Below are 21,176 nucleotides of genomic sequence, written 5' to 3' on the forward strand. Positions count from 1 at the left end.
TCCTGCGACCGGCCAATGGGCCTCTATTCCATGGGGAGTCCGAGCCGCACCGCAATCTGATTGCGTGCGGCTTGTGCCATTTCGTCGGCAGCCAGTGAATCGTCACCGGGCAAATACTCGTGACCGATACGAGCGAGGGCCGCACGCAGCAGGTGGTCGGCCAGTCCGGGGTTTTTGGCGAGAACGGGACCGTGAAGATGGGTCCCGACGACGCTACCCATGACCAGTCCCTCCGCACCCGCGCCATTGCCCGATCCGGAGAGCACCTGGCCGAGCGGTGCCGCCTCGCCACCGACATAGCTGCGCCGATGATTTTCGAAACCGATCAGACGTCCGAACCGGGAGGCGACCACGATGTCATCCGTGGCCCGTGCCGGCATCGGGACGGCGCGACCGGCCACGATGCCCAGCCCCTCGACAACGGATCCGTCGGCGAGTTCGATTCCCCAGCTCAGAAGTTCCCAGCCGGTTCCGACCAGGAGGATGGGGACACCCGCGGTGGCCCAGGTGCGCAGCTCCGTGGTCATCGTCGCGAGGATGTCCCTGGCGCGCACCATGTCGGAGTCGGAGCCCGATCCGACGACGACGGCATCGACCTGGTCCGGCAGATCGGCCGCGGAGCGCACCTCCACGACCGTGGCGTCGGCACCGGCCCATCGGGCCCGCTGGGCGAGAACGCGGGCGTTGGCGGCATCGCCGTTGGTGCCCAGGAGTTCGGGAAGCAGCGACACGATCGAGAGCGGACGGGTCATTCCTGCTCCTCCTTGTTAGTGACGAGCCCCAGATGCGTCCTGGTGCGTCGCATGGAGTCTGCGGAGAAGATGATCGTCTTCAAACCCGCCAGCGGTTCGGGCAGGGCCAGGAAATCGTCCAGGGCCAGGCCCAGGTTCGGCTCGATGCGGTCGACGACGACGTCGTCGTATACCAGCTGAAGGGCAATATCGTGCGCCTTCGAACCGGATGCGATACGGACCCGGCCCAGACCCGAGGTGTTGACGGGCCAAAAGTAGGACGGGTCGCGCACGTCTGACCCGATTGCGATGAGGATCTGCTCGGTCTTCGGCTCGAGGCTGTCGACGTTCAGCTGAAAACTGGCCGGGTTCTGCACCAGTACGAATTCCACCTGCTGGCCTCGAACCGTGACGATCTCACCACGGCCGAAGACCGGTGGGATGGCCGAGATGGCGTTGATGGCCAGCACCGGATCGAAGCGGTCGCCGAGCGCGGCCTGCGCCGTGCACAGCGCGGTCAGGGCGTCGACGGCATAGTGCGTTCCGCGGGCGGGCAACCCGAGCGGGTAATCCACACCCGCAATGCTCACGGTGGCGCGGCGGCCCTGCACCGAGGTGAGGAGCATCCCCTCCCCCGCGTCCAGCCTGGTGGCGGTGGTCGCACTGTAGCCTAAGCCCCGCGGATTGTCGGCGAGAACGTCGGCGGACACGCCGTAGCGCGCGACTGCCGAGGAAACGGGCAGGCGTGCGGCGAGGTCGGTCAAATACTGGTCGTCCGCGTTGACCACGACGGTTCCGGTGGCTCTGGCGGCGATCTTGGCGAGCATGGCCGCGACCATGTTCGAGTCATGAAATCGGTCGATCTGGTCGACCATGACGTTCGTCAGCGCAACGACGCGCGGCGTCAACGTACCAGAGATCAGGGCTCCGTGGCCCTCATCCATCTCCAACACGGCGATGTCGCCCGCGATATGACCGCTCAGGCTGGCCTGCTCGAGCAGCGCGGAGGTAAGACCCTGGCTGATGTTGGCCGTGGACTGGTTGGTGAAGACAACGGTACCGTGAGCGCGGAGCGCTGCGACCAGCATCTTGGTCGTCGTTGATTTGCCGCTCGACCCGGTGACGATGACCAGGCCGCCCGGAAAGCTGTTCAGGCTGCGCGGAAGGAATCCGGGTGCGATCCTGTTGACCACGAGACCCGGGATCGCGGATCCGCCGCCCGGCTTCCGCCACCGGGCCAATTTCCGTACGATGCGTCCCAGAAGAATCGCCGGTGCGTAGCGCAAAACGAGCTCTACTCGAGGTAGTCGCGTAGGGACTGCGACCGTGAGGGGTGACGCAGTTTGGCCATGGTCTTCGACTCGATCTGACGGATGCGCTCACGCGTCACGCCGAACGTGTCGCCGATCTGGTCGAGGGTCTTCGGCATGCCGTCCCCGAGGCCGAAGCGCATGCGGATGACGCCGGCTTCTCGTTCGGAGAGCGAGTCGAGCAGGCTTTCCAGCTGCTTCTGCAACATCGTGAACCCGACGGCGTCCGCGGGCACAACGGCTTCCGTGTCCTCGATCAGGTCGCCGAACTCGCTGTCGCCGTCCTCACCGAGCGGAGTGTGCAGGGAGATGGGTTCGCGGCCGTACTTCTGGACTTCGACGACCTTCTCCGGGGTCATATCCAGTTCGCGGCTCAGCTCTTCCGGGGTGGGCTCCCGGCCGAGGTCCTGAAGCATCTGGCGCTGGACGCGGGCGAGTTTGTTGATGACCTCGACCATGTGCACTGGAATACGGATCGTGCGGGCCTGGTCGGCCATAGCACGCGTGATCGCCTGACGGATCCACCAGGTCGCGTAGGTGGAGAACTTGAAGCCCTTGGTGTAGTCGAATTTTTCGACGGCACGGATGAGGCCCAGGTTGCCCTCCTGGATCAGGTCGAGGAATTGCATGCCGCGGCCCGTGTAGCGCTTGGCGAGCGAGACGACCAGGCGAAGGTTTGCCCCCAGGAGGTGGCTTTTGGCGCGGGCGCCGTCTTTGGCGACCCACATGAGCTCGCGTCCGAGGGCGCTCTTCTTCTCGGCGTCGCTCATCTGGGACATCTTGTCTTCGGCGAAGAGCCCGGCTTCGATTCGCATCGCGAGCTCGACCTCTTCGGCGGCGTTCAGCAGGGCGACCTTGCCGATCTGCTTCAGGTAGTCCTTGACAGGGTCGGCCGTCGCGCCCGTGATTGCACTGGAGTAAACCGGCACCTCGTCGTCGTCGTCGACCAGTGACAGTACCAGGGCGCCGCTCGGGAGCGCCTCGGTGGATGCTGCGCGCTTCTTTTTGGCCTCGTCGGAGTCGTCGTCGGCATCCGCGTCATCTCCGCGGGCGGCCTCATCGTGTTCGTCAGATGCCGGCTTGGCCTTCGCCTTCGTGCTGGCGGCGCGCTTGCGCGGCGCGGGCTTCTCTTCACCGCTTACTGCGGCCGCTGCCGCAGTAGCGGCCTTGGCCAGAGCGGCCTTGGTCGGCTTCTTCGCGGCGGCCTTGGCTGCCGGCGCAACTGCGTCTGAAACCTCAGTGGTGCTCACGGTGAGTTCTTCGGTCTGCTCGATTTTTTTGCGGGTTGCCATTCGAACACCTCTCATGCCGTGGCGCGGGAGCCTGCGGCGCTGCCAAGCGGGTCCCGACCGGGTGGGTCTAGCGGGAGAGGAGCCTGGGCAGTTTGGATTTTGGGCAGTACTAGGACCCATGTCAAGTCCCGGGCTATTCACACCGACACTGCTGTCGTTGCTCCCAGGACCAGAACGGGCCCTATTGACAATTATTGCATGCTTTGTGTAGGAGACAAGCCAGGCGCGCAGCTATTCAGGCTGCTGCCTCCGGCGCCATGCCCGCGCCACGGCGACCCAGAGCGGCGCGACTTCCACTCCCTCGTCGCGGGACAGCTGGCTGCGGGTGCGGGCCCGGGCGTGCAGCAGGAAAATCACGCCGAGTCCCACAACCAGGAACTGCACAGAAAACGCAACCCGAAAGGAGTCGAGCGAATACAGATCGCTCACCTCCCCCCTGGCGGTGCGCCAGCCGTCCTGCAGGTCAAGCAGTAGCCCGATGAGGTAGACCATCACGAAACTGGCGGTGAAGCCGCCCACGTTCACGACGCCGTTCGCCGAGCCGTGGCTGCGCTGGGGGTTGAAGGTGCGCGCGAAATCGAAGCCGATCAGTGAGCCGGGTCCCCCGATGCCAAGTGCGACGAGCAGCACCAGCATCAACCAGAACGGCGGCTGCTCCGGCCACAGCAGCACCGCGGCCCAGGCCGCGCCCATCAGCGCGACGACGCCGAGCACGATGGTGCTGCGGCGCAGCGGAAAGCGCGCCGTCAGGATCCCCAGGATCGGCCCGCACACCATGCCGGCACCCACCAGGACCATCAGCATCGCCGCGGCGAGGGACGGGTCGTAGCCAAGTCCGTACACCATGAAAGGGAATCCCCAGAGCAGGGTGAAGACGGTTCCGGAGGACTGTGTGACGTAGTGCGACCAGAAGCCGAGCTGGGTTCCAGGCCGCTTGAAACTGTGTGTGAGCTGCAGTAGCGCGCCACGCCAGCTGGTGGTCCGGTTCTGCATGGATGCGCGCTCCGGCTGGTCCGTCACCACGACGATGACCACGATCAGGGCCAACACGGCAACCGAGGCGGCGGAGAGGAACGTCGGCGTCCACCCCCAGGTGTGCAGCACCCACGCCAGCGGTAGGGCGGACAGCACCTGGCCGAGCTGACCGATGTTGCCCAGCCACTGCGAGAGCTGAGGAACGATGCGTCCGGAGAACCACGAGGCGATGAGACGAATCATCGAGATGAAGATGGCGGCGTCGCCGGCACCGACGAGGATGCGCCCGAGCACGGCAATCGGGATGTCGGGGGCGAAGGCGAGCGTGGTCTGGCCGACCACCATCAGCCCTGTCCCGGAGGCCACCAGCACGCGAGGCCCGTACCGATCGATCAGGACGCCCACCGGAATCTGTGCCGCCGCATAGACGGCGAGTTGCACGACGGCGAGGCTCGACAGCAGCGCGGCAGACCCGCCGAACCGTTCGGTGGCGGCGACACCGGCGATCCCGAGGGAAGAGCGCTGCAGGACGGCGGAGAGGTACGCGAACGATCCGACGTAAAAGATCAACCAGGACCGGCGCGAGTTCATTGCCCCAAACTTACCCGCGCCGAAGCATCCGGATTCACGGCGACGCGCGGCGGATCAGGCCGGCGAACCGTCGTCTCTGCTGCGCCGGGTGGCGAGGAAGTTCTCCAGTTCGGCGGCGATCTCATCGGCGCTGGGCAATTCGCCGGCCTCGTCGGTCAGTGGGGAGCGCAGCGTGCTGCCCTCCATATAGGCGTCGTAGCGCTCTTCGAGCGTGCCGACGAGCTTGCCCAGCTCGGGGTTGTCCCGCACTTGCTCGTCGATGCGGGCGACGAACTCGCGGTTCTTCTCTCGCACCCGATCGGTGGGGAAGATCAGCCCGGTGGAGGCACTCGTGCTGTCCAGGGCTGCGAGGGCGGCGAGGGGGAATTCCGTGTCGGCCAGATAGTGCGGGATGAGCAGTACGAACCCGACGACGGAGACGCCAGCCTCCTGCAGCCGGTATTCCACCAGGTGCAGCACGTTCGCCGGAACCTGGGTGTTCGGACGCCAGACCGACATGCTCTCGACCAGATCGGACCGGTTTCCGCTGACGGTCACGCCGATCGGACGGGTGTGCGGGACCGGCATCGGAATCGCGTGCACCCAGGTTGTGGAGGCCACCTTGAAGCGGCGCTCAAGCTGCAGCACCGCGGCGGTGAACTGTTCCCAGCGGAAATCCGGCTCGAAGCCGGTCAGAAGCAGGAACGGCTGGCCGATCTCGTCCCGGGCCTGGTACACCCTCAGGGCGGGAGGCTGATAGTCGGTGAGGTGGTCCTGGTCGAACTGGATGATCGGCCGCCGCGCCCGGTAGTCGAGCAGCACGTCGGCGTCGAAGGTCGCGACGACGGTGTGGTCAAGGGTTTCCAGAAGGTATTCCGTGAATTGCGAGACGGCGCCACCGGCATCCGCGAAGCCCGTCAGACCCGCCACAAGGTGGAGCCCCTCCGGGACGTTTTGCGCGTCCGCAGTCAGCTCGTAAATGTCACCAGGATCCCGCATGACATTAACTGTAAGCGCCAAATTCCGGGCGGTGCGGGAATCGACGACCCCGCCGTGATGCCGAGAGCGAACACACCCGGAGCGTACGATCGGGGGATGAACGCACCCCGTCTGACCATATCCGCAGCACCCGCCCTCGAATCGGAGGTGGACGTTCTCATTGTCGGGGCGCTCCAGTCCGGCGACTCCGCCGCCCTGTTCGCTGACGCCGCCTTCGCCGGCCTCGCGGACCAACTCGCCCCCCTGGGTATCACGGGTGGTCGCGATCAGGTGGTGCGACTGCCTGCGTCGATCGGCAACGCCCGCAGCATCGCCGTTGTCGGAATCGGCAAGGAGGTCACGGTCGATGCGCTGCGCCATGCTGCCGGGTCGGCCGTTCGCCAGCTGACCGGCGTGACCTCGGTTGCCTTCGCCTTCCCCATGACCACGGATGCCCAAGCGGAGGCCGTCCTTGAGGGTGCCGCGCTCGGTGCGTACTATTACACCGCGTACCGGCAGAACTCGCTCGCCGCGACCAAGATCCCGGCGCAGGAGATCACGGTGCACACCGCCGCGGAGGCGGCCGGAGCCTCCGCCCGCGTCGGAGTCATCGCCGAGGCCGTCAACCTGGTCAAGGACCTGGTCAACATGCCGCCCTCCGACCTCTACCCGGAGGCACTCGCGCGCCTGTCCATGGACGCCGCCGCGGGCCTTCCCGTCGCCGTGCGCGTCTGGGACGAGGCGGAGCTGGCCGCGGATGGTTTCGGCGGGATCGCGGGCGTCGGCCAGGGTTCCAGCCGGCCGCCGCGCCTGGTCAAGGTCAGCTACACGCCGGAGGGCGCGACGCAGCACATTGCCCTGGTCGGCAAGGGCATCACCTTCGACACCGGCGGACTCTCACTGAAGCCGCCGGCATCCATGGTCGGCATGAAATACGACATGACCGGCGCGGCGACCGTGCTGGCCGTGACCCTGGCGGCCGCCCGCCTGGGGCTCAACGTGCGCATCACCGCCTGGCTCTGCATCGCGGAGAACATGCCGTCCGGCTCGGCCATCCGACCCAACGACGTGTTGCGGATCCGCGGAGGCCGCACGGTCGAGGTGCTGAACACGGATGCGGAGGGTCGCCTGGTTCTTGCGGACGGTCTCGTCGCGGCCGGCGAGGAGTGCCCGGATGCGATCGTGGACGTGGCGACGCTGACCGGCGCCGCCCTCGTCGCACTCGGCACCCGCTACTACGCCGCCATGGGTGAGGATGCCCTGGTCGCCCGGGTGCTCACCGCCGGCAAATCGGTGGGTGAGCTGGTGTGGCCGATGCCGCTTCCCGAGGAACTGCGCCCTCTACTCAACTCGGATGTCGCCGACATCGCCAACGCGAAGATCGGCAGCACCCACGGCGGCATGCTGCTCGCCGGAGTATTCCTGCAGGAGTTCATCGGAACCCGCGGCAACGGGGACGGCACCGCGACGATCCCGTGGGCCCACCTGGACATCGCCGGGCCGGCCCACAACACCGGCAGCGGGTGGGGATTCACGAATGCCGGGCCGACCGGAATCTCGGTTCGGACTCTGCTCCGACTGGCCGAGGACTTTTCGCGCCCGTAGTACAGTCGAGTGGGCGAGAAATCTCGCCCACTCTCGCCTGCCCGGATGCGTATCCTCGCTGCGGGCAGACCGGGTTGTGATGTATGAGGGAGTATCTGGGTGTCGGAACAGAATTTTGACCTTGTCGTTCTCGGCGGCGGAAGCGGTGGCTACGCGGCCGCATTGCGTGCCGTTCAGCTGGGGCTCACCGTTGGCCTGATCGAAAAAGGCAAACTCGGCGGAACCTGTCTGCACCTCGGTTGCATCCCGACCAAGGCACTCCTGCACTCGGCCGAGGTGGCCGATTTCAGCCGCGACGCCGCGAAGTATGGTGTCAAAACGCAGTTCGAGGGCATCGACATGCCCGCCGTGAACGCGTTCCGCAAGAGTATTGTGGCGTCGAAGTTCAAGGGGCTGCAGGGTCTGATCAAGTCGCGCGGCATCACAGTGATCGAAGGTGAAGGTCGACTGATTTCGCCGAACACCGTGCAGGTCGGTGCCGACACCATCGTGGGTAAGAACATCGTCCTCGCGACAGGCTCCTACTCGCGCTCCCTGCCGGGGCTCGCCATCGGCGGTCGAGTCATGACCAGCGAGCACGCCCTCGAGCTCGAGTTCGTCCCGAAGAAGGTCGCCGTGCTCGGCGGCGGCGTCATCGGCGCCGAATTCGCGAGCGTCTGGAAGTCCTTCGGTGCCGACGTCACCATCATCGAGGCACTTCCCCACCTGGTTCCCAACGAGGAAGAGTCCATCTCCAAGCAGCTGGAGCGCGCCTTCCGAAAGCGTGGCATCGAATACTCGCTCGGCATCCGGTTCCAGAGCGTCACTCAGCACGAGAACGGCGTCGTCATCACCCTGGAGGACGGCACCGTCATCGAGGCTGAGATTCTGCTCGTCGCCGTCGGGCGTGGCCCGTCGACCGCCGGACTCGGCTTCGAGGAGGTCGGCGTCACCATGGACCGCGGCTTCGTCCTGACCGACGAGCGCCTCGCGACCAACATCCCCGGCGTCTTCGCCGTGGGCGACATCGTCCCCGGCCTGCAGCTCGCGCACCGCGGATTCCAGCAAGGCATCTTCGTCGCCGAGGAGATCGCCGGTCTCAACCCGATCGTCGTCGACGACCTCAACATCCCCAAGGTCACCTATAGCGACCCGGAGATCGCCTCCGTTGGCTACTCGGAGGCCAAGGCTGCCGAAAAGTTCGGCGCCGACCAGATCTCCACCGTCGAGTACAACCTGGGTGGAAACGGCAAGAGCTCCATCCTCGGCACGAGTGGCTCCATCAAGCTCGTCCGGGTCAAAGACGGCCCCATCCTCGGTGTCCACATGATCGGCGCCCGCGTCGGCGAGCTGATCGGTGAGGGACAGTTGGTGGTGAACTGGGAGGCCTACCCGGAAGACATCGCCCCGTTCCTGCACGCGCACCCCACCCAGAACGAGGCACTCGGCGAGGCCTTCCTGGCGCTGGCCGGCAAGCCGCTTCACGCGTAGCCGTCGAACCTCTGCATTCAGACACTCAGTACTCTAATTACAGACAATTCGTTTTGAAGGAGACAATCGCATGAGCGAATCCGTTAACCTCCCGGCACTCGGTGAGAGTGTCACAGAGGGTACGGTCACCCGCTGGCTGAAGAACGTGGGAGACCGCGTCGAAGTCGACGAGCCGCTGCTGGAAGTATCGACCGACAAGGTGGACACGGAAATCCCGTCCCCCATTGCCGGCGTGATCGAGGCCATCCTGGTTCAGGAAGATGAGACCGTCGAGGTCGGAACTCCGCTGGTCACGATCGGTGACGGTTCCGGTGCCTCCGCTCCCGTCGCGGAAGCGCCTGCGCCGGTGGACGCTCCCGAGCCCGTCGCGGAAGCGCCGGCACCGGTGGCCGCCCCCGCACCCGTGGCGGCACCCGCACCCGTTGCAGCACCCGAACCGGTCGCGGCACCCGCACCGGTCGCGGCACCCGCACCGGTCGCCGCTCCCGAACCGGTCGCGGCACCCGCACCGGTCGCCGCTCCCGAACCCGTCGCTGCACCCGCACCGGTGTTCGCGCCCACACCGGTCGCGGCACCCGTTGCTGCTGCGGCTCCTGTCGCTGCCCCCGTCGCCGCCCCAGCACCTGCCGCTGCCCCCGTGGTCGCGCCGGAGCCGGCCGTCTCCCGCGGATCGCACGCGGGAACATCCGGCTACGTCACCCCCATCGTCCGCAAACTCGCGAACGAGGCCGGCGTCGATCTGTCTCGCGTGGTCGGAACCGGTGTCGGTGGACGCATCCGCAAGGAGGACATCGCGCTCGCCCAGGCCAGCGCTCCCGTCGGGACGGCTGCAGCAACAGCTCCGGCCGTGGAGGTTTCCGCCCTGCGCGGGACCACCCAGCCCATGTCGCGTCTGCGCAAGGTCGTCGCCGAACGCGCCGTCATCTCGATGCAGTCATCGGCTCAGCTGACCACGGTGGTCGAGGTCGACGTGACCCGGGTCGCGATTCTTCGCGACCAGGTCAAGGCCGATTTTCACGCCAAGACGGGTAACAAGCTGTCCTTTCTGCCGTTCTTCGCTCTCGCTGCAGCCGAGGCACTTCAGGCCAACCCAATCATCAACGCCACCATCAACGGCGACACGATCGTGTACCCGAGCCAGGAGAACATCAGCATTGCGGTCGATACCGAACGCGGCCTGCTGACCCCGGTCGTGCGCAACGCGGGCGAACTCGATCTGGCCGGATTCGCCGCTCAGATCGCCGATCTCGCTCAGCGCACCCGCGACAACAAGCTCAAGCCCGACGAACTGTCTGGTGGAACGTTCACGCTGACCAACACCGGTTCGCGCGGTGCGCTCTTCGACACCCCGGTCGTCTTCCTGCCGCAGAGCGCCATCCTCGGCACCGGGGTTGTCTACAAGAAGCCCATCGTCGTCAGCCAGGGTGGCCTCGACGCGATCGCGATCCGCTCGACCGTGTTCCTGGCTCTGTCCTATGATCACCGCATCATTGACGGCGCGGATGCTTCACGCTTCCTCGTCACCATGAAGCAGCGTCTCGAGGCAGGTGCCTTCGAAGCAAACCTCGGCATCTAGTCGATGTCGTCCGTGAGACCGGACCTTGACCAGTAGTCGAAAATATCCCTGATTCGCCAGCCGGCCTCGCCCTTGACCACAAGGACCGAGGCCGGCTGTCGTTCTGCATCCGGGGCCTGAAGCGACACGAGCGCGACATCCCCCATTCGCTCCACCAGAACCGCCGCCCACGACGACCAATCCTCGAATTCGGCGACCTCGCCGCCCTGTTGCATCATGCGCAGGGTGTAGCTGTCGGCCGCCAGAGCCGCCGATTGCGCCTGGTGCACGGCATCGAGGCAGACCACCGAAACCTCCGCAAGGCACCGGCTGCGGACCCGCAGCAGGGCCGGAAGCGCGACCACCGGGTCGTCACCGGTCACCACGGTTTCCTCTCGGGGAGACCCGTCGCCGCCTACTTCGTCGCCGTCAGCGGTGGTCGACTCGGCCGGCTTTGAGGAGCCCTCCGGCCGCGCTCCGTCGGTGTGTGCGGATCCACCCGCAGCCAGCGCCATCACCGCCAGTCCCGTACTCAACAGGGCCACGAGGGCCACGAGGAGCAGCGGCCCACGGCGGAGGCGGAACCGCCGGCCCAGCAGCGACTTCAGCCCACCGGCCAGGTGACCTTCCCACAGCCGGCCAACCGCCGTGCGAGCACGCGAGACCCGGCTGCCGAGCATCCGTTTGGCCCGGGGATCCTCTGCGGCAAAGCGGACCTTCTCCGTGGGAGCACATCCGACGAAATCGTCACTCAGAGGTCTCCGGAGCCAGTCGACGGCCGGTTGCGGCCCGCTGACGGCCTCGGGGCTCCGACCCAGCCTCACCGGCCTGGCCTCGGCCCAGGCGAACAGGAGATGCTCGACCTCGCCCCAGGTACGGGCCGCCGAGCCAGCGGCCGGCACCGCACACCACCGTTCCAGGTCGCGGAGGACCGTCGGGACCGGCACGACGGGATCGACGTGGTCGAGCACCGTCCGGATGACCTGCGCGAGCCGGCCGTGCACCAGGGCGAGCGCCTCGGACCGCCCGCGACCGGCCTCGGGCAGCGCCCGGAGCTCTCCCAGCCCGGTCAGGACCGGGCGCCCGCTGGAGTCGAAGAGAATGCTCGCGAGGCTGACGGCCGGATGGATCAGGCCGATGGCCTGCAGCTCCGCCAATGCGGCCGCGATCGGCGCCAGGATCGTGACCGCCTCCCCGGGAAGCAAGTGGCTGCGGCCCTCCAGAAAGCCGCTCAGCGACCCGCCCGTGAGCTGTTCCAGTACGAGGCAGGTGCGGCCATCGGCCAGGGTGCCGACATCGACGAGCGTGGTCAGCCGTCCGACCGTCAGGGTGGTCAGGGCTTGGACCTCCCGTTCGATCGAGAGGTCATCCGTTCCCGGATGGAAGACCTTGAGCACGACGGACGTCGTGGAGCCACCCTGCTCCCACCCCCGCGCCTCATCCCCGGTCGAGGTCGACGGGGACGGCGCCACGCCCACATACAGGTCGGCCCGGTCGGTTGACGCCAAGCGCCGCAGAGCGCGGTAGCCTGCGACCAATGTGGGGCCGCCGCCGGGTACCGAGCCGGTCGAGTGCGGCGGGGACGCGGGCCCCGGATTGCGGACGCGTCGACCGCGAGTTCTCATACCGGACATGCTGGCCTCGCCGCTCCCCTCCCGGCCGACCCGGACTCGGTTCGGGGACAACCGGGCCGCCAACCCCGTGGGGAGGAGCGCCGGGGTTTAGGATGAGGGCATGCTCGACTTTGTCGTCGCGGGGCTAAGCGCCAACTCCGTGCCGTATGTTGAGGGCCTTGAGCTCCAACGCGCAGTCCACCGTTCCGTCGTCTCCGGGGAGAGGTCGGACACCGTCATCTTTCTCGAACATCCGAGTGTGTATACCGCCGGGAAGCGCACAGCTCCTGAGGAGCGTCCCCGAAACGGAACCCCCGTCATCGACGCGGACCGCGGTGGGAAGATCACCTGGCACGGCCCCGGGCAGCTGGTCGGGTATCCGGTTATTCGCCTCCGGGAGCCCGTCGACGTCGTCGGCTACGTGCGCCTCCTCGAGGGGATCCTCATCGACGCCCTCCTGGGCTTCGACATCGTCGGCTGCCGAATCTCGGGCCGTTCAGGAGTCTGGGTCGGCCCGGAGGGCCGGGAAGACAAAATCGCCGCCATCGGAATCCGCGTCGCGGAAGGAGTGACCATGCACGGCTTCGCCCTCAACTGCAACAACTCGCTCGAACCCTACGACCACATCATCGCCTGCGGGATCAAGGACGCCGGCGTCACCACCATCTCGAGAATGGTCGGCCACGACGTGAAACCGGCCGACCTCATCGCCCCCATCACGGCCCAGTTCGAGACCGTCTGGGCGGTGTCCGCATGAGCGCGGCGCCCGAGGGACGCAAGATGCTCCGCCTTGAGATCCGCAATATGGAAACGCCGATCGAACGTAAGCCCGCCTGGATCAAGACGGTGGCGAAGATGGGACCGGAGTACCGCAAGCTCCAAAACCTGGTGAAGGGCGAAAACCTGCACACCGTGTGCCAGGAGGCCGGCTGCCCTAACATCTTCGAATGCTGGGAAGACCGCGAGGCGACCTTCCTGATCGGCGGGTCACAGTGCACGAGGCGGTGCGACTTCTGCCAGATCGATACCGGCAAACCTGCCGAGTACGACACGGATGAGCCGCGCCGTGTCGCGGAATCCGTCGTCAAGATGAATCTGCGCTACGCCACGGTGACGGGTGTCGCCCGCGACGACCTGCCAGACGAGGGCTCCTGGCTCTACGCGGAGACCATCCGGCAGATCCATCAGCAGAGTCCCGGAACCGGCGTCGAGATTCTGGTCCCGGACTTCTCCGGCAACCCGGACCACCTCGGCGAGGTCTTCTCCGCCCAGCCCGAGGTCTTCGGCCACAATGTGGAGACCGTCCCGAGAATCTTCAAGCGAATCCGGCCGGCATTCCGCTACGAACGGTCCCTGGACGTCCTCACCCAGGGCCGCGATGCGGGACTTATCACGAAATCGAATCTGATCCTGGGCATGGGCGAGGAGCGCGCGGAGGTCAGCCAGGCCCTCCAGGACCTGCACGACGCCGGGACCGACATCATCACGATCACCCAGTATCTGCGGCCGAGCGCGCGTCATCTGCCCGTGGCCCGCTGGGTGAAGCCGGAGGAGTTCGTCGAACTCAAGGAGGAAGCCGAGGCCATCGGTTTCCTTGGTGTGCTCTCCGGCCCGCTTGTGCGCTCGTCCTATCGGGCCGGCCGGCTCTGGGCCCAGTCCATGCTGGCGACCGGTCGCGAAGTTCCGCCGCAACTGCGCCACCTGGCGGACGCATCCCTCGGGTTCGCGCAGGCGGTCTCCTGATCAAAAATCGGTCACAAGACATTCGGGTGACTGGGTAGTCTTGGAACCATGGCACGCAGCAAGGACAAGACTCCCCGCCCCCCCAAGAAGCCCGGCCGCATGAAGCAAATGTGGCAGGTGTTCCAGATGACACGCCGCTACGACAAGAAGATCGTGTTGTTCATGGTTCTCGGCTTCGTGGTGCCCGTCGCGGTCGCGCTGGGACTTGCCCTTATTCTGTCCCCCGGAAGCATCCTCAACATCGTCTTGTGGACGATTTCGGGTGTGCTCACCGGAATCCTCGCCATGCTCATCATCCTGGGCCAGCGGGCCGAGAAAGCCGCATACACGCAGATCGAGGGCCAGCCCGGCGCCGTCGGCGCGGTGCTGCGCGGTTCGCTGAAGCGCGGTTGGGTGGGAAGTGAGATGCCCGTCGCCGTCAACGGCAAGACTCAGGATGCCGTGTACCGGGCTGTCGGCCGCGGCGGCGTGGTGCTGATCAGTGAAGGGCCGCGCACCCGAACAGCCCGCATGCTCGAGGAAGAGCGCCGGATGGTGACCAGGCTCGGCGGCAGCATCGCCGTCACCATCATCAGCGTCGGCCCCGACGCCGATGCCGTGCCGCTGCACAAACTGGCCCGGCGCCTCACCCGGATCAAGCCCACCCTGACCAAGGCCGAGGTGCTCGCCGTGAACAACCGGTTGAATTCCATGACAAAGAAACTGCCGATCCCCAAGGGCGTCGACCCGATGAAGGCGCGTCCGCAGCGCGGAAACTAGGCACTTCCCCTCGCGGCTCAGGCTAGGAGCGGATGAGCACCGTTCCCGCGACCTTGTCGTGGAAACCGCGCTGGTCCGAGTCCCAGACCAGAGCCGGGGCCGCCAGCCCGAGCAGCAGGGACCGCACGACGGGGCGCCACAACCCGACCCAACCCGGCTGGAGCGGGACGACCCGGAGCCCGACCAGACGGTGGCCGATGCTGCCGCCGATGGTCGGGATGAACACGATCTGGAGCCCCACGAAAATGGCGGTCACAGCGAAGCCGTTGACCACGCCGCTCGTGCTGAAGAACAGTGCCGCCGCTCCGTAGGCCAGGGCCCAGTCCAGCGCGAGGGCGCCGATCCTGCGGCCGACACGCCCCACGGAACGGGTTCCCTCGTTCGGCAGGCCGAGGCGCTCCCCCGGCCAACGGCTCGGTGGAAGTTGTCCAAAAGTGGTCGAATTCGAGGCTGCGGCAAACACGGGCTGAGTCTACCGAGCGGGCCCCGCTGTAACATGTGTGAAACGTAAGCGTCACTGCCGGGTAATGGCATCCCAGTAGCCTCAAAGGAGCCGCAGCGCGCGACTTACACGTTCTATGCCCACGTCGTTTGGAGAAAAAACCGCATGTTCCGCGATTCGTCAGAAGTGCTCAAGTTCATCAAAGACACGGACGTCAAGTTCCTTGACATCCGTTTCACCGATTTGCCGGGTGTTCAGCAGCACTTCAACATCCCCGCGTCGACCGTCGATGAGGAGTTCTTCACGGTCGGGCAGATGTTCGACGGTTCGTCGATCCGCGGTTTCGCGTCGATCCACGAATCCGACATGCAGCTGATCCCGGACGTGACCACGGCCTACATCGACGCGTTCCGCACCGAGCGCACCCTCATCATGCTTTTCGACATCTACAACCCGCGCAACGGCGAGATCTATTCGAAGGACCCGCGTCAGGTTGCCAAGAAGGCCGAGAAGTACCTGGCTTCGACCGGGATCGCGGACACCGCATTCTTCGCTCCGGAGGCCGAGTTCTACATCTTCGACGATGTTCGCTACGAAGTGAACCAGCACTCCAGCTTCTACTCCGTGGACTCCAGCGAGGGTGCCTGGAACTCGGGCAAGGAAGAGGTCGGCGGGAACCTCGCCAACAAGACGCCTTTTAAGGGCGGCTACTTCCCCGTCAGCCCGGTCGACCAGCACGCCGACCTGCGCGACGACATCTGCCTCAAGCTGATTGACGCCGGACTCATCCTGGAACGCAGCCACCACGAGGTCGGCACCGGCGGCCAGGGCGAGATCAATTACCGCTTCGACACCATGGTGCACGCAGCCGACGATCTGCTCAAGTTCAAGTACATCGTCAAGAACACCTCGGCCGAGTGGGGAAAGACGGCCACCTTCATGCCGAAGCCTCTGTTCGGCGACAACGGCTCCGGCATGCACACGCACCAGTCACTGTGGGCCGACGGCAAGCCCCTTTTCTACGACGAGTCCGGCTACGGCGGACTGTCCGACGTCGCCCGCTGGTACATCGGTGGTCTGCTCAAGCACGCACCGGCCGTACTCGCCTTCACAAACCCGAGCGTCAACTCCTACCACCGTCTGGTGCCGGGGTTCGAAGCTCCCGTCAACCTCGTCTACTCGGCGGGTAACCGCTCGGCGTCCATCCGGATCCCGATCACGGGCACCAACCCGAAGGCGAAGCGCATCGAGTTCCGCGCTCCCGATGCCTCGGGCAACCCGTACCTCGCCTTCGCCGCCCAGCTGATGGCCGGACTGGACGGCATCAAGAACCGGATCGAACCGCACGAGCCGGTCGACAAGGACCTCTACGAGCTGCCGCCCGAAGAGGCCAAGAACATCCCGCAGGTTCCCGCATCGCTCGGCGAGGCCCTCGTAGCCCTCGAGAACGACCACGACTTCCTGCTTGCCGGTAACGTCTTCACGCCCGAACTGATCGAAACCTGGATCGACTACAAGCGTGAGATGGAAATCAAGCCGCTCGCGCAGCGTCCGCACCCGTTCGAGTTCGAGCTCTACTACGGCGTCTAGACCGTAGCCCCGGCAACCGGCTGGGTATAGGCAGGAGGACCTCATCCCCTCGGGGATGCGGTCCACCTGCCTATACCGGACCTACCCGCCGAAGGGGCCGGCGCGCTCCACCGGCCCGTAGAACAGGCGCTCGAACACCGCGCGGGCGCGGCGGGTCACCGAGAGGTATTCCTCCTCGAGCTGGTTGGCAGAGCCCGGCGGGTATTCCATCACCCGGGCGACGCCCTCGAGCTGCACGCGGTCGGTCGGGAGGACATCCGCGGTCTTGTTGGTCCAGAGGGTGATCGCGGACCGGCAGCGGGACGCGAAGAGCCACGCGGTGGTGAGAGTTTCGGCATCCGTCTCGTTGACCAGGCCCGCGGCGACGGCCGCGCGGAGGGCGCCGAGCGTCGACGAGGTACGCAGCTCGGCGATGTCGGCCGCATGCTGCAGCTGAAGCAGCTGCACGAACCACTCCACGTCGCTCAACGACCCTCGGCCGAGCTTGAGGTGCCGGTTGGGATCGGCGCCCTGCGGCAGCCGTTCGTTTTCGACTCTGGCCTTGATCCGCTTGACCTCACGGATCGCCTGTTCGCTGATCGATGACGGATACCGCACCTCGTCGGCGACGGCCTCGAAGTCGGCCAGGAGCCGGGCATCGCCGGCGACTCCTCTCCCCCGCAACAGCGCCTGTGCCTCCCAGGTGAGCGACCAACGCCGATAGTAGGCCTCGTAGGACTCGAGGGACCTGGCAACGGAACCGTTCTTCCCCTCAGGGCGCAGCCCGATGTCCAGGTCCAGAGGCAGGCGGTTGTCATCGGTGAGCCGCGACAATTCCTTGACGATGAACTTCGCCCGGTCGTGGGCTGCCTCGCCGGTGAGGGTGCCCGGACGAAAGACGTACATCACGTCGGCATCCGAGCCGAACCCCAGTTCCGAGCCGCCGAACCGGCCCATGCCGATCACGGCGAATTCGATCCCGTCGGCGTCCTGACCGTCTTCGGCACCGTCGAGCGTGGTGCCACGGATGGCGGCGAGCACCCCCTCGATGATGGTGGCGGTGACGTCGGTGAGCCCCGTCGCCAGCTCGTCGATGCTGACCTGGCCCAGGATCGCCGAGAACGCCAGCCGCAGCATTTCGCGGCGCCGGGCCGTGCGCAGGATCGAGGCGGCCGCATCCGGGCTCTCGTGCCGTGCCAGCACGGCGCGGGCCTCCTCACGGAGGGTGGCCGCGCTGCGGGGCCGCAGGTCGTCCTCGTCTTCCAGCCAGGCCACGGATTCGGGAATCGTCTCCAGGAGCTCGCCGACGAAACGGGATGAGGACAGCACCCGGGTGAGTCGCTCGGCGGCCCCGGATGAGTCGCGGAGCATGCGCAGGAACCAGTAGGTCGTACCGAGACTGTCGCTCAGGCGCCGGAACGCGAGCAGCCCGTAGTCGGGGTCGGCTCCCTCGGAGAACCATTGCAGCAGCACAGGCAGTAGATTGCGCTGAATCGTCGCCCGTCGGGACACCCCGCCGGTGAGGGCCGCGATGTGACCGAGGGCGCCCTTGGTATTGCGGAATCCGATGGCGGCCAGCCGGGCCTCGGCCTGGGCGCTGGTGAGGCCCAGCCCGTCCGCGGGAAGCGCGGCCACCGCCGACAGGAGAGGGCGGTAGAACAGGCGCTCATGCAGGCCGCGCACCCGGTGCTTGGTGTTCAGCCACCGGACGCTCAGCTGGGCGGCGTTCGGGGCGAGCCCGGTCGCCCGGGCGAGGACGCGCAGGCTCGACTCGTCGCGCGGGACAAGGTGGGTGCGCCGGAGCTTCTCCAGCTGCAGGCGGTGCTCCATCAGCCTCAGGATGCGGTACTCCTGAGCGAACTCGGCCGCTTCAGCGCGCCCGACATATCCGCTCTCGGCCAGCGCGGTCAGCGCTGGCAGGGTGCCGGCCTGCCGAACCGCCGGATCCGCCTGACCGTGCACGAGCTGCAGAAGCTGCACGGTGAACTCGATGTCGCGGAGGCCGCCGGGGCCGAGCTTCAGCTGCACGGCGACTTCGTCCTCCGGAATGTTCTTGGTGACGCGCTCGCGCATCCGCTGCACGGACTCGACGAAATTCTCCCGGCTGGCACTGGTCCACACCTTCGGGGACACCGCCGCCACATACCGGCCCCCGAGCTCGAGGTCGCCCGCCAGCGGTCTGGCCTTCAGCAGCGCCTGGAACTCCCAGCTCTTCGCCCAACGGTCGTAGTAGGCCAGGTGAGACTCAAGGGATCGCACCAGGGCGCCGGACTTGCCCTCGGGACGGAGGTTCGGGTCCACTTCCCAGAGCTCGGGTTCGACGGCGGGCTGATTCAGGCCCCGCATCAGCAGGATCGCGAGCCGGGTGGCGATATCGACCGCGCGCGGCGCTTCCAGGCCGGCGGCCGGGTCACCCTCGGCGACGAAGATCACGTCGACATCACTGACGTAGTTCAGTTCGCCGGCGCCGGCTTTGCCCATGCCGATCACCGCGAGCCGGGTGGCGCGCACCTCTTCCTCCGGGAATACGCCTCGCCCCGCGACCAAACCGGTGGACATGCTCCGCGCGACGGCCAAGGAGGCCTCCAGCGCGGCGGCCGCCAGGTCGGCGAGCGTGCGGGCGACGGCGTCCAGGCCCGCGACCGGGTCGGCCTGCTCGAGGTCGTAGGCGGCCAGCTGCGCCAGGCGGCGCCGATAGCGCACCCGCAGGGCGACCCAGCCCTCATCGTCGACGAGGCTGGCGAACCCGTCCCGGGTACCGACCGCATCCAGCAGGTCCTCGATCAGTTCCGGCAGGTCGGGAAGGGTCGTGAGCGGCTGGGCGAGAACCGTCAATTCCTCCGGATGACGCAGGAAGAACTCGGTCAGTCCGCTCGACGCGCCGACGACCCGCAGCAGCCGCTGGGTCTGCTCCGGGTGCAGCAACAACGCCCGCACCTCGTGCGGTGCCTGGCGCAGCAGCGAAACGAGGGCCGCGAGGGCGGCATCCGGGTTGGCAGTCTTGCCGAGCAGCGGCAGCAGTGCGGCCGATTCGGGTCCGCCCAGGTCACCGACCTCATCCAGCCGAAAACGCACCTCTCGTAGCTCGACGAAGCCTACCCGGGCGAGCTCGGTCAGGGTCAGCTGTTCCCGTGCCATCGGGTCTCGTCTCCCGCTGTTAGAGCATCTCGAGGTTCTTGTCGAGCTCGAAGGGAGTGACCTGCGAGCGGTACTCCTTCCACTCCTGGCGCTTGTTGAGCAGCACATAGTTGAACACGTGCTCGCCCAGCGTCTCGGCGACCAACTCGGACTCCTCCATGTACTGGATCGCGTGGTCCAGGCTCGCTGGAAGCTGCCGGTAGCCCAGGGCGCGCCGCTCGGTGTCGCTCAGGCCCCACACATTGTCCTCGGCCTCGGGGGGAAGCTCGTAGCCCTCTTCGATTCCCTTGAGCCCGGCGGCCAGCATGAGGGAGTACGCGAGGTACGGATTCGCTGCCGAGTCGATGGCCCGGTACTCGACGCGGGCGCTCTGCCCCTTATTAGGCTTGTAGAGTGGCACCCGGATCAGGGCGGACCGGTTGTTGTGACCCCAGCACACAAAGCTGGGGGCTTCGTCTCCACCCCACAGGCGCTTGTAGGAGTTCACGAACTGGTTCGTGACGGCGGTGATCTCCGGGGCATGCTTGAGCAGCCCGGCGATGAACTGGCGGCCGGTCTTGGAGAGCTGGTATTGCGCGCCCGCCTCGAAGAACGCGTTGGTGTCGCCCTCGAACAATGACAGGTGCGTGTGCATTCCTGACCCGGGGTGCTCCGACATCGGCTTCGGCATGAACGTCGCGTAGACGCCCTGCTCGATGGCCACTTCCTTGATGACCGTGCGGAAGGTCATGATGTTATCCGCCGTGGTCAGCGCATCCGCGTAGCGCAGGTCGATCTCGTTCTGACCGGGACCTGCCTCGTGGTGGCTGAATTCCACAGAAATGCCAAGGTCTTCGAGCATCCGCACCGACCGGCGGCGGAAGTCGTGGGCTGTGCCGCCGGGAACGTTGTCGAAGTAGCCGGCGTGGTCCACCGGCACGGGGCCGTTCTTGCCATACTTGGACGACTTGAGCAGGTAGAACTCAATTTCGGGGTGGGTGTAGAACGTGAAACCGCGGTCGGCTGCCTTGGCCAGCGTGCGCTTAAGCACATTTCGCGGATCGGCGACGGCCGGCTGACCGTCCGGCGTCATGATGTCGCAGAACATGCGGGCGGTCGGGTCGATCTCACCGCGCCAGGGCAGGATCTGGAACGTGGTCGGGTCCGGGTGCGCGAGCACATCCGCCTCGAACGACCGGGTGAGACCCTCGATCGCCGAACCGTCGAAACCGAGACCCTCGGCGAATGCGCCCTCAACCTCTGCGGGTGCGATGGCCACCGATTTGAGGGTGCCGACGACATCCGTGAACCAGAGTCGGATGAACTTGATTCCCCGCTCCTCGATGGTCCGAAGAACGAAGTCGCGCTGCTTGTCCATTCACGCCCTTTCTTGTCGCTCCCTAGGCTACTGTCTGGCGCCGGCTCTCGGGCGAAACCGGCCGCCGAT

General features: G+C 66.5%; 16 protein-coding genes. 7 read left to right on the top strand and 9 right to left on the bottom strand.

The features are described 5' to 3' along the window. Positions 1-23: 23 nt before the first annotated feature. The 5 genes from E3O28_RS00445 to E3O28_RS00465 form a co-directional block, all read right to left on the bottom strand. A complete protein-coding gene (locus tag E3O28_RS00445) occupies positions 24-752 on the bottom strand; it encodes a cobyric acid synthase (protein WP_134414992.1) in 729 nt (242 codons plus the stop codon). Next, the gene (locus tag E3O28_RS00450; RefSeq protein WP_104101993.1) at positions 749-1,972 is read right to left on the bottom strand and encodes a MurT ligase domain-containing protein; all 1,224 of its coding nucleotides are present in this window, start codon (positions 1,970-1,972) and stop codon (positions 749-751) included. The genes E3O28_RS00445 and E3O28_RS00450 overlap by 4 nt, the downstream gene beginning before the upstream one ends. Before the next feature lie 53 nt (positions 1,973-2,025). After that, positions 2,026-3,333, bottom strand: coding sequence for an RNA polymerase sigma factor (locus tag E3O28_RS00455; RefSeq protein WP_134570218.1), 1,308 nt, complete (start codon positions 3,331-3,333; stop codon positions 2,026-2,028). Positions 3,334-3,564: 231 nt separating this feature from the next. Continuing rightward, positions 3,565-4,899 carry an MFS transporter gene (locus tag E3O28_RS00460; protein ID WP_104101987.1) on the bottom strand — a complete coding sequence of 445 codons (1,335 nt, stop codon included), beginning with the start codon at positions 4,897-4,899 and terminating at the stop codon, positions 3,565-3,567. A 54-nt stretch (positions 4,900-4,953) separates the two neighbouring features. Beyond that, positions 4,954-5,877, bottom strand: a complete 924-nt coding sequence (locus E3O28_RS00465; RefSeq protein ID WP_104101984.1) for a PAC2 family protein — start codon at positions 5,875-5,877, stop codon at positions 4,954-4,956. Between the two features lie 96 nt (positions 5,878-5,973). Between E3O28_RS00465 and E3O28_RS00470 the strand changes: the two genes are divergently transcribed. From E3O28_RS00470 to E3O28_RS00480, 3 genes are all read left to right on the top strand, one after another. Beyond that, on the top strand, positions 5,974-7,461 hold the full coding sequence (locus E3O28_RS00470) for a leucyl aminopeptidase (RefSeq protein ID WP_134414993.1): 1,488 nt from the start codon (positions 5,974-5,976) through the stop codon (positions 7,459-7,461). A gap of 99 nt (positions 7,462-7,560) precedes the next feature. Continuing rightward, positions 7,561-8,931, top strand: a complete 1,371-nt coding sequence (gene lpdA / locus E3O28_RS00475) for a dihydrolipoyl dehydrogenase (RefSeq protein ID WP_104101978.1) — start codon at positions 7,561-7,563, stop codon at positions 8,929-8,931. 70 nt (positions 8,932-9,001) lie between these two features. Beyond that, on the top strand, positions 9,002-10,507 hold the full coding sequence (locus E3O28_RS00480) for a 2-oxo acid dehydrogenase subunit E2 (protein WP_134342903.1): 1,506 nt from the start codon (positions 9,002-9,004) through the stop codon (positions 10,505-10,507). Here the strand turns inward: E3O28_RS00480 and E3O28_RS00485 are convergent. Next, positions 10,504-12,111 carry a protein kinase gene (locus E3O28_RS00485; RefSeq protein WP_166784686.1) on the bottom strand — a complete coding sequence of 536 codons (1,608 nt, stop codon included), beginning with the start codon at positions 12,109-12,111 and terminating at the stop codon, positions 10,504-10,506. The two genes, E3O28_RS00480 and E3O28_RS00485, sit on opposite strands and share 4 nt — an antisense overlap. A gap of 109 nt (positions 12,112-12,220) precedes the next feature. On the opposite strand from E3O28_RS00485, the gene lipB reads away from it, so the two are divergent. The 3 genes from lipB to E3O28_RS00500 are packed head-to-tail and all read left to right on the top strand — an operon-like array spanning position 12,221 to position 14,601. Then, entirely contained in the window at positions 12,221-12,856 is a 636-nt protein-coding gene (gene lipB / locus E3O28_RS00490) for a lipoyl(octanoyl) transferase LipB (protein ID WP_104101969.1), read from the top strand. After that, positions 12,853-13,842: a lipoyl synthase gene (gene lipA, locus E3O28_RS00495; protein WP_104101966.1), complete on the top strand. Its 990-nt coding sequence runs from the start codon at positions 12,853-12,855 to the stop codon at positions 13,840-13,842. Before lipB ends, lipA begins: the two co-directional genes overlap by 4 nt. 48 nt (positions 13,843-13,890) lie before the next feature. Next, a complete protein-coding gene (locus E3O28_RS00500) occupies positions 13,891-14,601 on the top strand; it encodes a DUF4191 domain-containing protein (RefSeq protein ID WP_104101963.1) in 711 nt (236 codons plus the stop codon). Positions 14,602-14,623: 22 nt separating this feature from the next. On the opposite strand, the gene E3O28_RS00505 is transcribed toward E3O28_RS00500, so the two are convergent. Then, complete coding sequence (locus E3O28_RS00505; RefSeq protein WP_134414995.1) at positions 14,624-15,064, bottom strand: RDD family protein; 441 nt, start codon at positions 15,062-15,064, stop codon at positions 14,624-14,626. A 144-nt stretch (positions 15,065-15,208) separates the two neighbouring features. Here E3O28_RS00505 and glnA point away from each other — a divergent pair, with 144 nt between their 5' ends. Beyond that, a complete protein-coding gene (gene glnA / locus E3O28_RS00510) occupies positions 15,209-16,633 on the top strand; it encodes a type I glutamate--ammonia ligase (RefSeq protein WP_104101957.1) in 1,425 nt (474 codons plus the stop codon). 81 nt (positions 16,634-16,714) lie between these two features. On the opposite strand, the gene E3O28_RS00515 is transcribed toward glnA, so the two are convergent. Beyond that, entirely contained in the window at positions 16,715-19,750 is a 3,036-nt protein-coding gene (locus tag E3O28_RS00515) for a bifunctional [glutamine synthetase] adenylyltransferase/[glutamine synthetase]-adenylyl-L-tyrosine phosphorylase (protein WP_104101954.1), read from the bottom strand. A gap of 19 nt (positions 19,751-19,769) precedes the next feature. Then, entirely contained in the window at positions 19,770-21,107 is a 1,338-nt protein-coding gene (locus tag E3O28_RS00520; RefSeq protein WP_104101951.1) for a glutamine synthetase family protein, read from the bottom strand. Between the last annotated feature and the right edge of the window lie 69 nt (positions 21,108-21,176).

Source organism: Cryobacterium sp. TMT2-14, assembly GCF_004402465.1.
Classification (GTDB): Bacteria; Actinomycetota; Actinomycetes; order Actinomycetales; family Microbacteriaceae; genus Cryobacterium; species Cryobacterium sandaracinum.